The organism is Arthrobacter sp. 05T444 (genome assembly GCF_056395905.1).
The window spans coordinates 1-14,125 of sequence record NZ_JBFTKK010000032.1 but is presented as its reverse complement, the minus strand read 5'-3'; the positions used below and the strand labels follow the sequence as shown (position 1 = coordinate 14,125).

The window sequence follows — 14,125 nt, the reverse complement described above, 5'->3', positions numbered from 1 at the left end:
AACCATGACCCAGATCTTCGACAATCCCGCTGATTTCGCGGATGAGGCGCTGGACGGCTTTGTGGCTGCCAACCGCGGGTATGTTGCCCGCGTGGACGGCGGCGTCGTCCGCTCAACCGAAGTGCCCACCGGCCAGGTGGCCCTCGTGATCGGCGGCGGCTCCGGCCACTACCCCGCCTTCGCCGGACTCGTGGGACCGGGCCTGGCAGCGGCTTCGGCCTGCGGCAACATGTTCGCCTCGCCCGCCGCCGGGCAGGTCTACCGCGTGGCCAAAGCCGCGAACGCCGGCGGGGGAGTGCTCCTCAGCTACGGCAACTACGCAGGCGACGTCCTGCACTTCGGCCAGGCCCAGCTGCGGCTCAACGCTGAGGGCATCGAAACCCGCACCGTGCTGGTGACTGACGACATCGCCAGCGCCCCCGTGGACCAGATCGAGAAGCGCCGCGGCATCGCCGGTGATCTCACGGTGTTCAAGGTGGCCGGCGCGGCTGCCGAAGCGGGCTTGAACCTGGACGAGGTGGAACGGCTGGCCATCAAGACCAACCACCGGACGCGCTCTCTGGGCGTCGCCTTCGACGGCTGCACCCTGCCCGGTGCCAGCGAACCGCTCTTCCATGTGCCCGCCGGCCAGATGTCGCTGGGCCTGGGAATCCACGGCGAGCCTGGCATCTCTGAGCACCCCATGCCCACGGCCTCCGAACTGGCCCAACTGCTGGTCTCACGGCTCCTGGCGGACAAGCCCGACGACGCCGGCGACCGCGTGGTGGCCATCGTCAACGGCCTTGGCACCGTCAAGTACGACGAACTGTTCCTGCTGTTCGGCAAGATCGAGAAGCTTCTCAACGCCGCCGGCCTCACCGTAGTGGAGCCCGAGTGCGGCGAGCTGGTTACCAGCCTGGACATGTCCGGCCTGTCCCTGACCCTGCTCTGGCTGGACGATGAGATCGAGCAGTACTGGGCGGCTCCGGCCGACACCCCGGCATACCGTAAGGGCAACCTCGCACCGCGGGCCCGCCGCGAGCTGGCGGACGCGGAAGACACGATGGCTGAAGAATCGGAAAAAGCTACCGCGGCGTCCGCTGACCTCGGCCGGCTGGCAGCCGCCGTGCTCGCGCAGGTGCGGGACGTCGTCGTCGAACATGAAGAGGAACTTGGCAACCTGGACGCCATCGCCGGCGACGGCGACCACGGCATCGGCATGCGCCGCGGCGTCGACGCGGCTCTGGCTGCAGGTGAGCAGAACGCGACAGCCGGGGCGTCTGTTGAGCGGGTGCTCACCCAGGCCGGGGAAGCGTGGAGTGAACGCGCCGGCGGAACCTCGGGCGCGCTGTGGGGGTCGGCGGTGATCGCCGCCGGCCTTGCGCTGGGCAACCGCGACTCCTACCCGGCCGGGGACGCCGCTGCCGCGGTGACCGCCTTCACCGATGCGATCACGGAACTCGGCAAGGCCGAACTGGGGGACAAGACCATGGTGGATGCCCTCCTGCCGTTCCGGGACGCGTTCCGGGAAGCGTCCGACGGCGGCGCCTCCGTGGGCAGTGCCCTCGCCACCGCTGCTTCCGCGGCTACCGAAGCCGCCCGGCTGACGGCGGACCTCCGCCCGCTCAAGGGCCGTGCCCGCCCGCTGGCTGAAAAGAGCCTGGGCCATCCCGATCCCGGTGCCGTGTCCTTCGCACTGATCGCCGAACGGATCGCCACCTACATCCAATCTGAACTGGCCGGTTCCGAAGCGGCCACGTCCGACATGGCCGCCGCGGCCGGAAATGGGGCACAAAAATGACTAACACCGCAGGCTGGCGCATTGTCATCGGCAACGATGAGGCTGGCGTCGAATACAAGGAAGCACTGAAGGCGCTGCTCGAGGCCGACAGCCGCGTGGCATCCGTGCTGGACATCGGCGTGGGGCCGAACGACTCCACCGCGTACCCGCACGTCGCCGTCAACGCCGCTCGCAAAGTGGCCGACGGCGAAGCCGACCGCGCACTCCTCATCTGCGGAACAGGTCTGGGCGTGGCCATTGCGGCCAACAAGGTTCCCGGAATCCGGGCCGTCACCGCGCACGACAGCTACTCGGTGGAACGCTCGGTGCTGAGCAACAACGCGCAGGTCCTCACCATGGGCCAGCGTGTGATCGGACTTGAACTCGCCAAGAAGCTCGTTGGCGAGTGGCTCGAACACCGCTTCGATGAGAACTCATCCTCGGCGGCCAAGGTGGACGCCATCTGCTCTTACGAACCCGACTACACGAAGGCTGACTGACCATGACTGAAGTAACCAACAGCTCACGCAAGATCGCCGTCGTCGGCTCCGGGTACATGGGCGGCGGCATTGCCCAGGTCCTGGCGCTGGGCGGGGCGCGCGTTGCCCTGGCCGATGTGTCCGCCGAGGTGGCGCAGAAGAACTACGAACGCCTGCTCACGGAGTCCGACCAGTTTGTGGCCGACGGCCTGTTTCCGGAAGGTTCCACCGAAATCCTGAAGCAGAACCTCTGGGCTGCGAAGGACATCGAAGAGGCCGTGGCCGACGCCGACTTCATCGAGGAGGCCGTGCCCGAGGTCATCGAGATCAAGCACCAGACCCTCGCCCGGATCAGCGCCGCAGCCCGTCCGGACGCGATCATTGGCTCCAACACGTCCACGATTTCCATCGCGGACCTCTCCGAGCCGGTCGCCCACCCGGAGCGCTTCCTGGGCGTGCACTTCTCCAACCCGTCGCCGTTCATCCCGGGCGTGGAGATCATCCCCCACGCCGGAACGTCGGCCGAGACCGTGGGCGCTGTCCGCGACCTGGTGCACGCAGCCAACAAGCAGACCGCCGTGGTCAAGGACGTCACCGGCTTCGTGCTCAACCGTCTCCAGTACGCGCTGTTCCACGAAGCCGCGCAGCTCGTGGAACAGGGAATTGCGACGGCGGAAGACGTGGACACTTTGGTCCGCACCACCTTTGGCTTCCGCCTGCCGTTCTTCGGACCGTTCGCCATCGCCGACATGGCTGGCCTGGACGTCTACAACTTCTGCTACAAGTCCCTGCAGACCGATTTCCCGGAGCGCTTTGCCACACCGAAGATCCTCACGGACCTCGTGGAAGCAGGAAAGCTCGGCACCAAGACCGGGGCGGGCTTCCTCAACGTCCCGGCCGAGCGCACCCCCGAGCTGATCGCCTACCGCAACAAGGCGTACGTCGCCATGCAGAAGCTCATCGAAGACCTGGGCCCGGCCCCGATCAACTAGTTCCTCCGGTTTTTTATAGGACCGGGCCCCCAACTTGCGGGCCCGGTCCGGCTGAGCCGCGCCCTCTTACTTGAACTTCTTAGGAGCACACCCATGAGTACTTTTCCGTCAGCGCGCACTGCCATTGTCACCGGCGCGGTCTCGGAGCGCGGCATCGGCCGCGCCACTGCCAACTACCTGGCGGAGCAGGGCTGGAACATCGGCATCATCGACCTCGATGACGCCCTGTGCCAGTCCACCGCCAAGGAGATCGCCGGCAACTACGGTGTGAAGGCCCACGGCGTCGGTGCCAACGTAGCCAGCGAAGAGTCGGTCCGTGCGGCGATCGACTCGATCGAGGCCGAGCTGCCGCAGATCGTGGCTCTCGCCAACGTGGCCGGGGTCAGCTCGCCCGTCCCGTACCTGGAACTCGACGCTGCCGAATGGGACCGCGTCCTGAACATCAACCTCAACGGAGTCCACTACGCCACGCGCCGCGTCGCCGAGTCCATGGCCAAGAACCGCATCGGGCGCATCGTGAACATCTCCTCCGTCTCCGCCCAGCGCGGCGGCGGCACGTTCTCCAAGACGCCCTACTCCGTGGCCAAGGCCGGCGTCATCGGCCTGACCCGCGCCACCGCCCGCGAACTGGGGGAGTACGACATCACCGTCAACGCCATCTCCCCGGGCCCCATCGACACCGACATCATGGGCGGCACGCTCAGCCAGGAACGCAAGGACGAACTCACCAAGGACCTCGTGGTCAACCGCGTCGGATCCACCCGCGACATCGCAGCAGCCATCGCCTTCCTCATCAGCGAGGACGCCGGATACATCTCCGGCCAGACGCTGAATGTGGATGGCGGACTCTACATGCACTAGGAAGGACCTCCATGGCCCAGAACAGCCGTTCCACCCGCACCAGCCAGTACACCCAGCGCGGCCAGTCCACCCGCCGGTCTGCAGCCGCCGTCGTGGCCGCCCCTACCGGGTTCGCATCGTGGACCAAAGAGCGCAAGATCTACCTCGCCGTGGGCGTCCTCGCCTGCCTCATCGGGGTAGCGCTCATCGCGTTCTCGCTCTAAGCACTTACAGCTATAAGGCACCACCCTCAAAGGCACCACCAGTTTTTGCCCGTCTGATTTGCTCACTGACTTACTCAACGAGGAGTTTGAATGACTGTCACACCAACAACATCCGCTACGAAGGAGCTGCTGGATTCGCCGGTCCTGAAATCGGCCATCTCCAAGGCGTCCTTCCGGCTCATGCCGATGCTGGTGATTCTCTACGTTGTGGCCTTCCTGGACCGCACCAACGTGGGCTTCGCCGAAGCAGCGCTGGGTGCGGACAAGGGCGTTACCGCCGGTGCGTACGCGCTCGGGGCCGGCATCTTCTTCATCGGCTACGCCCTGTTCGAGATTCCGTCCAACCTGCTGCTGACGAAATTCGGCGCCAAGGTCTGGCTGGCCCGCATCGCCATCACGTGGGGCATCGTCTCCGCCTGCTTCGCCTTCGTCCAGGGCGAGACGTCGTTCATCATCCTGCGGTTCCTGCTGGGTGTCACCGAAGCCGGGCTCTTCCCCGGCGTCATCATGTTCCTCGCGGCGTGGTTCCCCAACAAGGTCCGTGTCAAGATGTTCGCCATCTTCTACCTGGCCCAGCCGTTCTCCCAGATGATGGGCGCACCGCTCTCCGGCTGGCTGATCAACATCGGCGACCAGGTTCCCGGCGTCCAGGGCTGGCAGGTCATGTTCTTCGTCGAGGGCACGCTCGCCGTTTTGGCCGGTATTGCCGCCTACTTCTTCCTGATCAACAGCCCGCAGGACGCCAAGTTCCTCAACACCGGCGAAAAGAAGGCGCTTCTGGACGTCATGGCCCTTGAGGACAACGTCAAGGAAGAATCCGGACCACGCGGCGTGCTGGCTGCCATGCGCAACGGCCGCGTCTGGTACTTCACCGTCATTTACTTCTGCCTGCAGATCGCCGTGTACGGCGTGACGTTCTACCTGCCGCAGCAGGTGGCGCAGCTGACCGGCCAGAAGGTGGGCTTCGCCGTCGGAATGATGGCTGCCATCCCGTGGTTCTTCGGCATCTTCGCCTGCTACTTCATTGGCAAGGCGGCCAACACGGTGGTCCGCCGACGTGTCTGGGGCACCGGGCTTTTCATCTCCACCGGGCTCTGCATCTTCGGTTCGGCCTGGGCCGGAAGCAACCACCTTCCGGTGCTTGGCATCATGTTCATTTGCCTGGCGGTCTGCAGCTTCCTGTCGATCGGCCCCATCGCATGGTCTTACCCGACGGCGTTCCTCACCGGAACCGCCGCCGCGGCCGGCATCGGTCTGATCAACTCGCTGGGCAACCTCGGCGGCTTCGTGGCCCCGATCCTGCGCACGTCGGTCAACCAGATCACCGCCTCAGACACGGGAACCATGGGCGTCTACGCGCTGGGTGTGTTGCCGTTCCTCGCCGCGGTGATGATGTACGGTACGCGCAAGTTCCAGAGCAAGGCTGACGACCTGCTCGAGAAGTAACTGCTGGAGTAACCAGAGAAGCAACTCGGCAATCATCCAAGGAAAGCAGCAACCAGAATGACGCAGCCCAGCCCAGCCGGCCCCGCAGACCGAACCGGGTCTGACACCATCTTCGTAGGTGTCAGCACCAAGATGTACCTGGGGTACCGGGACAGCCTGCGCTGGCTGGGCGAGCTGCGCCAGGAAGTGGACGCCCGTCCGGCCCTCGCGGCCGGACGGGTGGTCCCGTTTGTGATCCCGTCCTTTCCCTTGCTCCCCGCGGCCGCCGACATCCTGGCCGGCTCGCCGGCCTTGCTCGGCGCACAGGACTGCGGCTGGGCGGACGGTCCGTGGACAGGCGAGGTCTCGCCGTCGCTCCTTGCCGAGCTCGGCGTAAGCCTCGTGGAGATCGGCCATGCCGAACGACGCCGGTATTTCGGTGAGGACAACGCCATGGTTGCGCTCAAAGTCAGGGCAGCGGACGACGCCGGCATCACGCCGCTGCTGTGCGTCGGCGAGGGGGCGGAGGGGCCTGCTTCGGGGACGAACGGAGGTCCCGGCGGCCTGGGATCCGTCTCCGACGACGAGCCCGGATCCGCCTCTGCCTCCGAATCCGCCGCCGCGTTCGTGTACCGGCAGATCCAGGCCGCGGCCGGCGGAGACTGGGATCTTGCCTCTCGCCTCGTCATCGCCTACGAACCCGTCTGGGCCATCGGCGCTGCCGAGCCTGCAGGCGCGGAGTACGTGACCGCCGTCGTGCGTTCGCTTCGCACTCTCCTTGCCGGCCACCGGCAGCAAAGCGGCAGGACGCTGAGCGACATTCCAATAATCTACGGCGGTTCCGCGAAGCCCGGGCTGCTGCCCACACTCGATGGAGTCTCCGGCCTCTTCCTCGGGCGGTTCGCCCACGACGCCGCGAACTTCGGCAAGGTGCTGGACGAGGCGCTGGCACTCTCGGAGGCGCTGGACTCGTCGGAGACTCCAGCGCCGAAGACACGCTGACCCGCGGCAGTCCCGGCAGTCCGGGCTAGGCAGCTGAGAACCGCACAAGGGGACGGCTTAGAGAAATGCCTCGCGGCCGGTCCCTTCGCTCAGCACCAGTTGGCCGTCCTCGATGGATACGAGGAGGCTCCGCGGCCGTCCGTGCAGCTTCTTCTCCGCGCTGAGGTTCCGGCTTGTCACTTCCACGCCCACCGTCGCGCCCTTCGCGGGGAGCTCCACGGAAACTTCCTCGGCCATGCCCAACAGCTCCCGGGTGGTGACGTCGCGGTCGTACCGGGCTTCCTTGCCGTTGACGGTGATGGCGACTTCGTCCGCATTGAAGCCGTCCTGAAGAATGATGAGCAATTCCTGCATGGTGCACCGCCTACCTGAAGGATTTCCGCTGCCTACAGTCACTACATCACTTAAGCCCAGCCGTGGGTAGAGCCGGTTGGTTGACCCGCATCCCGCCTGGCGCCGCCGCTACTTTCCCGCGGTTTCGCGTCCGAAGGGGATCATGTGAGGCAAAATGTTGTGGTGACCCAACTCCCGCAGCACCCATCCGTGCCCGCCCCTGCACCCTCTTCAAACCCGCCCACCCCAATGCGGGCACGAACTCCTGAAGCTAACGTCTCGCCCGAGGACCTGGCCGGCCGCATCGCCGCCCAGATCGCCTCCGAGCTGGGTGTGAAGGCCTGGCAGGTGAAGGCAACCGTGGACCTGCTCGACGGCGGTTCAACCGTCCCGTTCATCGCCCGGTACCGCAAGGAAGCCACCGGCACCCTTGACGATACCCAGCTCCGCGAGCTCGACGAGCGCCTGCGCTACCTCCGCGAATTGGAGGACCGCCGTCGTGCTGTCCTGGAGGCGATCGCCGCCCAGGGCAAGCTGAGCCCGGAACTTGAGGCCGCCGTCGTCGCCGCGGACACGAAGTCCAGGCTGGAGGACATCTACCTGCCCTTCAAATCCAAGCGCCGCACCAAGGCGCAGATCGCGCGGGAGGCCGGACTGGAGCCGCTGGCCGATGCGCTGCTGAAACGCCCCGAACTGGATCCGGAGCGGGAGGCCGTGAAATACCTGAACGCCGAGCACGCCGTTGACGACGCCTCAGCCGCGCTCGCAGGCGCCCGCGCCATCCTCGTGGAGCGGGTGGCGCAGGATCCCGATCTCGCCGAGACCCTGCGCGAGCGGTTGTGGACGCAGGGCCGGATGGTCTCGCGGGTCAAGAAGGGCAAGGAGACCGAAGGCCAGAAGTTTGCGGACTACTTCGAGTTCTCCCAGGCGCCCACCGGGATGCCGTCGCACCGCGTTCTCGCGCTGCTGCGCGGGGAGAAGGACGGCGTGCTGGAGCTCGACCTCACCGAGGCGGACCCGGCCGACGACGACGCGCTCGCCGCGGCGCGCGCCCGTTACGAGTCCGCCGTGGCCAGGTTCCTCGGGGTTGCGGACCGCGGCCGGCCCGCCGACGCCTGGCTCCTGCAGACGGCGCAGGTGGCGTGGCGCTCGCGCGTACTCGCCCGGCTGACGGCGGACCTGCGCGGGCGGATGTTTGCCGCCGCGGAGGACGAGGCCGTTCGCGTCTTCGCCGCGAACCTGCGCGACGTGCTGCTCGCGGCGCCGGCCGGCAACCGCGCCACCCTGGGTCTGGACCCGGGGCTGCGGACCGGCGTGAAGGTGGCCGTCGTGGACGGGACCGGCAAGGTGGTGGCCACCGACACGGTGTATCCGCACGCACCGGCACGCAAGTGGGACGAAGCCCTGGCCACGCTTGAACGGCTGGCGTGGAAGCACGCCGTCGAACTCGTGGCGATCGGCAACGGCACGGCGTCCCGCGAGACGGACAAGCTTGCTGCCGAACTCCTCAAGAGACTGTCCGCCACAGTGGCCGGGGCTTCCGGAGCGGGTTCGGGGCCGCGGCCCGGTTCGGGCGCTGCAACGGGTTCCGGCGCTGCGACGGGTTCGGGTCCCGCGACGGGTTCGGGCGCTGCGACCGGTGCAGTACCGAAGCCGCAGAAGCTGGTGGTGTCCGAGGCAGGGGCGTCGGTGTATTCGGCGTCAGCTCTCGCGGCGGCCGAACTGCCGGGCATGGACGTGTCCCTCCGCGGGGCGGTCTCGATTGCGCGCCGGCTGCAGGACCCGCTGGCTGAACTGGTGAAGATCGATCCTAAATCGATCGGCGTCGGGCAGTACCAGCACGACGTCACGGCCGCCAAACTGGACCGCAGCCTGGATGCCGTGGTGGAGGACTGCGTGAACGCGGTGGGCGTGGACGTGAATACCGCGTCGCCCGCGCTGTTGAGCCGGGTGGCGGGCGTCGGCCCGTTGCTGAGCGAGAACATCGTGGCCTACCGGAACGAGCATGGCCCGTTCGCTAAGCGCAGCGAGCTGAAGAAGGTTCCGCGGCTCGGGGCGAAGGCGTTCGAGCAGTGCGCCGGGTTCCTCCGGATCACCGGCGGAGCGGAGCCGCTGGATGCGTCCAGTGTTCACCCCGAGGCATACCCTGTGGCCCGGAAGATTATGGCGGCTGCCGGGGGTGCCGCATCCGGCAGGACTGGGGCACCAGCCAATGCTGGGCCAGCCGGGGCCGGTGCCCTGGGCCTCAGTGAGATCAATCCGCAGGAGTTCGTGGACGGCACATTCGGGCTGCCGACGGTCCGGGACATCATTGCCGAGCTGGACAAGCCGGGCCGCGATCCGCGTCCGGCGTTCAAGGCTGCCGCGTTCTCGGAGGGCATCGAGAAGATCTCGGACCTCAAGCCGGGCATGGTGCTCGAGGGAACGGTCACCAATGTTGCGGCATTCGGCGCGTTCGTGGACGTGGGAGTGCATCAGGACGGGCTGGTGCATGTTTCTGCTCTGGCCAACCGGTTCGTGTCCGACCCGCGGGAAGTGGTGAAATCGGGCCAGGTGGTGCGAGTGAAGGTGCTCGAAGCCGACCCGGAACGGAAGCGGATTTCGTTGACCTTGAGGCTCGACGACGAAGCGGCACCTTCCGGTGGTCGCGGTCCCGCAGGCCGAGGCACGGGTGGCTCGGACGATTCTGCTCGTCGGGATGCGATGGAGCGCGGCTCGAATCAGCGAGGTGCCCGGAGTGCCCAGGGCGGGCAGGGCAGGCAAGGCGGACAAGGCAACCAGAGCGAGGGTGGTGCGCGCGACGCAGCGCGGCGTGCCACGTCAGGCGAACGCAAAGGCACTTCCGGCACAGCCAAGACCGGCACAGCTAAGCCAGGCACAGCAAAGCCCGGCACGGCGAAGCCCGCCACAGCGAAGCCGGCGCCCGCTAATACCGCGATGGCAGAAGCGCTCAGGAGGGCCGGGCTCGGAAAATAGTGCCAGAACCAGGAGTCTCGGCGCGGCGCCACCAGCCGGGAGACAACGCGTTGGGCGGCCAGGAAGGGGAGTCCGGGATTAGAGCCTGGTCCGTGTCGTGGGCGCGGTGTCCCCGGTAGCGCGGAAGCGGATGCCTACAGTAGCTGCATGAGTTTCACGAGGCCGGATCCGTTTACCACCCGTCCCACCCTCCAGGGCACCTTCGGGATGGCGGCGTCGACGCACTGGCTGGCCACGGCCACGGCACAGTCGGTGCTCGAACGGGGAGGCAACGCCTTCGATGCCGCCACGGCGGCAGCCTTTGTGCTGCACGTGGTGGAACCCCACCTCAACGGCCCCGGCGGTGATATGGCCGGTGTGTTCAGCACGGCCGAGAACCCGGGCAGGCCCGTGGTGTTGATGGGGCAGGGCCCGGCGCCGGCAGGAGCCACCGTGCAGCATTACGTGGGCGAAGGACTGGAACTCGTGCCGGGCTCCGGTGCGCTGGCCGCAGCGGTTCCTGGCGCCGTCGACGCGTGGCTCTTGCTCCTGCGGGACCATGGGACGTGGGAACTGGCGGAGGTGCTGGACTTCGCGATCGCGTACGCGCGTGACGGGCACCCTGTCCTGGCCCGGGTTGGCGCCACCATCTCCGCCGTGTCGGAGCTGTTCCGCCGCCACTGGCCAACGTCCGCTGACCTGTGGATGCCGGAGGGGCGGATCCCGGAAGAGGGCCAGCTGATCCGGAATCCCGCCCATGCCCGCACCTTGCAGAAGCTGGTTCAGGCCGGAGCAGGCATTGGCGAGGCCGTCGGTGAAGCCGATGCCCACACCCGCGAGGCGCGGATCGATGCTGCCCGGCGCGAATGGAGCGAGGGTTTCGTTGCCCGGATTATCGCCAAGGCTGTGCAGACACCGCACCGCCACTCATCGGGCACCGATCACAGCGGCGTCCTGACCATGGCCGACATGGCCGGATTCCGCGCGAGCTACGAAGAGGCCACCGCTCTTGAATTCCGCGGCCACACGATCGCCAAGACCGGGGCCTGGGGTCAGGGCCCGGCGCTGCTGCAGACCCTGGCAATCCTTGAGGGATTGGACGACGAGTACCTCGATCCGTGCACCGAACTCGGGGCCCACACAATTCTTGAGGCCCAGAAGCTGGCGCTCGCCGACCGGGAGGCGTACTACGGCGATGCCGACGTGCCGTTGGACTACCTGCTCTCTGCTGAATACGCTGCTCGGCGCCGGGAACTGATCACCGAGAACGCCTCCCACGAATTCCGGCCGGGCCAGGTTCCGGGCCGGGAGCCGTACATCCCGGCGCTGCGTACTGAGTACGCGCCGCCGTCGCAGGGCAATGACGACGGCGGTTCTCGCCCCAACCGCGGTGCTGCCGCCTTCGGTGCCGCTGCCGGAGCCGGCGAGCCGACGGTTACTCCAACTGGGGAAACGCGCGGCGATACATGCCACATCGACGTCGTGGACCGCTGGGGGAACATGGTCTCCGCCACTCCGTCAGGCGGCTGGCTGCAGTCTTCGCCGGCAATTCCAGAACTTGGCTTTTGCCTGGGGACGCGGCTGCAGATGACGTGGCTTGAACCCGGAACGCCGTCCACGCTGACTCCGGGCAAACGGCCGCGCACCACCCTTACGCCAACCCTGGTGCTGCGTGACGGCGTTGCGGTCACAGCGCTGGGTTCGCCAGGCGGAGACCAGCAGGACCAGTGGCAGCTCCTGTATCTGCTGAGGACTATAGTCGGCGGCTACTCGCCGCAGCAGGCGATCGACGCGCCGGCGTTCCATACGACGTCGATGCCCGGTTCATTCTGGCCCCGCACGTGGGTACCAGGCGGAGCCGTCGTCGAGGACCGGCTCGGCGGCGAGCTAATAGCGGGACTTGAGCGAAGGGGGCACCGGATCACCCGCGCCGGTGACTGGACACTGGGACGGCTGTCCGCCGTCGAACGCGATCCGGCGACCGGGGTCCTGCGGGCCGCCGCCAATCCGCGCGGTGCGCAGGGTTACGCGGCGGGGCGGTAAGGCCCCGGAGCGCGCGGCAGGTCAGCCTTTGAACCTTGACCATGCCGTTTGCCTGCACTCCGGACGCTGCTGCCGGGGAGGGTGTTCCCATAGACAAGTCTGGGAGCTACGGCTTCGCCCATGAAGCCGCGTGCAATCCTAGCTACGGCCTTGCTGATGGTCGTTGTCGTCGTTGCGATAATCGTTGCTTGGATTCTTTGGCGTCCCGGCGTGACTGCATTGATGCTCATCCAAGCGTCGTCAGTGATGGTCGCTTAGCTTTGTTTTCTGCTGGACTTCGACGGGATCAGCGGCCCTGGGATGGGTTCGTATCGTCAGTGGTAGCGGGGGAAGCCCGTCGGGCAGTTGGTCGGAGGGGCTGCGAGACTTCAATCCTCGCTGGTGTGGCGGGGTTTCCGGCCTGCGGGCTTTCTGCAAGGGTAGGAAGATGACTTACTTCCTGGAGTACACCGTTCCCGCTGGCCCGGATAACGCCGAATTTGAGTTCCCGCACGACGAAATACAGACCGGGACCACCATCCCGCTCCCGGAGACGGACGCTGAAATAGTGCACACTCCCGAACTCCCGGCGCGGACCGGAATCATCGGCGCAACCGTCCCGGAAGCCAAGTTGGAAGCCGAGCAGCTCATCAACCACAGCCGGGCCACCGAGGCATCACTCTTCGAGGATCCTTCCAACTCGCTTCAGGCGGGAATCGGTACGCTTGTTGCCACCTTCGTGGAAGGCCGTGGATGGCAGGACTCCTAATCCGCTTTGAAATCCTGTCCGCACAGGCTCGCCGCCGTCATGCCAAAGGCCTCGGAAGCCCGAACCTAGTGCCGACACCTGGGGAGAATAAGACAGACTCGGGTGTTCCCGAAACGGTTATGCCGGCGGCCGCAACGAGTTGGTCGTCCAGCACGGTGAGCTTGGCCCGGTGTAGCGGCCAGGGGGTATGGGTGTTGGGCACATAAATGGTGCGTCCGAGTAAGCGCGTGTGAAGCCCGAAACGCGCAGTCAGATGGATGGCCAGCGGATCGGCTGTTTGATTGCTCAGGTCAGGGGTGACTGCAAAGTCGGTCTCGGCACCGTGCCGGAATCTGCGGACTGAATATCCAATGGCGGGGTCTGGCCCTAGTCCCGGCTTGACGTGGGCGTGCGACCACACGTACGGAATCCCGACTGCTCGCGCAGCTAACAGCACGGCGAAGCGTGATGCATCCAAACTCAGGAAGACAACTCCCCGCCTTCCGCCTGGTTCGCACGAGTACAGCCGGACGTTGACCTCGGTGAAATCTCCGAAGTACGGCACCGCCGGGCCGCGTCCGAGGCTCGCGCCCTGCATCCGGAACGCGACAAGACCCACCCACGATGAACCGTCGAAGACATCCGGGAGCACCCCAGGGGGCATCTTCGCGGCGGCCGCTGCCTCGGGGAGCCGCCAGTGCTGCCCGCCTTCCCTTGTCGCCGCGGTGCGGCTCTGATGGACCCGACCCTGTTGCCGTCATGCGCCGAGCCTAACCGCGGCGGACAAGGTGAGGAAGGTGTCTGTCATTTGGCGACGAAGCGGAAACCACGGAGATGGACCACCGGGGTCATTCTCGAGGCCCGGCAGCAAAGACGCCGCAACGCCGGGGCTCCGGGGCGACCCGCGGTGGCCGATACCCGCGCCCTGGTGTTCAGTCGATCAGCGTCTGTCAGGCCAAACAGGTGCTTCGTGGGCTGACCGCATCGACGGGATGGCCACGCTGCAAGACAGTCCTTCCCCGGGATCCCACGCCGGACCAGCGCTGACGCAGGTCAACGCGTGACCATCCAACTGTGCGACTGTGCGCGGCGATCGCCTGCGCGCCCTGATATCGTCCGCCGGGATCGCTGCCCGTACGACCCGAGCCGGAGTGTCGTGTCCGGGGCCTGCCTGCGAGGTCATCGCGGGTGGGTGGTCGTTTTATGTTCGGTGGTGGTGGTTGCGTCGGGGTTTTTGGGTGGGGTCGATGTGGGGTGGGGGGATGAACCAGGGGATGCCGGTGGTGATGTGGATTTGCCATTGTTCTTTGTGGATGAGGTGGTGGTGGTGGGTGCAGAGGAGGACG

11 protein-coding genes and 1 pseudogene are annotated in these 14,125 nt (G+C 66.7%); 10 read left to right on the top strand and 2 right to left on the bottom strand.

Annotated features, from left to right (window positions below; translation table 11 throughout):
• Nucleotides 1-4 precede the first annotated feature (4 nt).
• The 7 genes from dhaL (at nt 5) to AC1DD3_RS20680 (ending at nt 6,721) form a co-directional block, all read left to right on the top strand.
• A complete protein-coding gene (gene dhaL / locus AC1DD3_RS20710) occupies nt 5-1,780 on the top strand; it encodes a dihydroxyacetone kinase subunit DhaL (protein ID WP_230120636.1) in 1,776 nt (591 codons plus the stop codon).
• A complete protein-coding gene (locus AC1DD3_RS20705; protein ID WP_230120635.1) occupies nt 1,777-2,259 on the top strand; it encodes a ribose-5-phosphate isomerase in 483 nt (160 codons plus the stop codon). The genes dhaL and AC1DD3_RS20705 overlap by 4 nt, the downstream gene beginning before the upstream one ends.
• Before the next feature lie 2 nt (nt 2,260-2,261).
• Entirely contained in the window at nt 2,262-3,230 is a 969-nt protein-coding gene (locus AC1DD3_RS20700) for a 3-hydroxyacyl-CoA dehydrogenase family protein (RefSeq protein WP_230120633.1), read from the top strand.
• Nucleotides 3,231-3,323: 93 nt separating this feature from the next.
• Nucleotides 3,324-4,091, top strand: a complete 768-nt coding sequence (locus AC1DD3_RS20695) for an SDR family NAD(P)-dependent oxidoreductase (RefSeq protein ID WP_230120631.1) — start codon at nt 3,324-3,326, stop codon at nt 4,089-4,091.
• Between the two features lie 11 nt (nt 4,092-4,102).
• Entirely contained in the window at nt 4,103-4,294 is a 192-nt protein-coding gene (locus tag AC1DD3_RS20690) for a hypothetical protein (protein ID WP_230120629.1), read from the top strand.
• Between the two features lie 90 nt (nt 4,295-4,384).
• Nucleotides 4,385-5,740, top strand: a complete 1,356-nt coding sequence (locus AC1DD3_RS20685; RefSeq protein WP_230120627.1) for an MFS transporter — start codon at nt 4,385-4,387, stop codon at nt 5,738-5,740.
• 57 nt (nt 5,741-5,797) lie between these two features.
• On the top strand, nt 5,798-6,721 hold the full coding sequence (locus tag AC1DD3_RS20680) for a triose-phosphate isomerase family protein (RefSeq protein WP_230120625.1): 924 nt from the start codon (nt 5,798-5,800) through the stop codon (nt 6,719-6,721).
• 57 nt (nt 6,722-6,778) lie between these two features.
• On the opposite strand, the gene AC1DD3_RS20675 is transcribed toward AC1DD3_RS20680, so the two are convergent.
• Entirely contained in the window at nt 6,779-7,075 is a 297-nt protein-coding gene (locus AC1DD3_RS20675; RefSeq protein ID WP_230120623.1) for a hypothetical protein, read from the bottom strand.
• Between the two features lie 228 nt (nt 7,076-7,303).
• On the opposite strand from AC1DD3_RS20675, the gene AC1DD3_RS20670 reads away from it, so the two are divergent.
• The 3 genes from AC1DD3_RS20670 to AC1DD3_RS20660 all read left to right on the top strand — a co-directional run bounded on the left by AC1DD3_RS20670 (nt 7,304) and on the right by AC1DD3_RS20660 (nt 12,800).
• Nucleotides 7,304-10,030: a Tex family protein gene (locus AC1DD3_RS20670; RefSeq protein ID WP_230121472.1), complete on the top strand. Its 2,727-nt coding sequence runs from the start codon at nt 7,304-7,306 to the stop codon at nt 10,028-10,030.
• A gap of 147 nt (nt 10,031-10,177) precedes the next feature.
• Nucleotides 10,178-12,052 (top strand): gamma-glutamyltransferase family protein, encoded by a 1,875-nt coding sequence (locus AC1DD3_RS20665; RefSeq protein ID WP_230121471.1) that lies wholly within the window; start codon nt 10,178-10,180, stop codon nt 12,050-12,052.
• Nucleotides 12,053-12,479: 427 nt separating this feature from the next.
• Nucleotides 12,480-12,800 (top strand): hypothetical protein, encoded by a 321-nt coding sequence (locus tag AC1DD3_RS20660; protein WP_230121470.1) that lies wholly within the window; start codon nt 12,480-12,482, stop codon nt 12,798-12,800.
• A 37-nt stretch (nt 12,801-12,837) separates the two neighbouring features.
• Here AC1DD3_RS20660 and AC1DD3_RS20655 read toward each other — a convergent pair.
• Nucleotides 12,838-13,467, bottom strand: a pseudogene (locus AC1DD3_RS20655) (YqjF family protein); the annotation flags it as partial.
• Nucleotides 13,468-14,125: the final 658 nt, after the last annotated feature.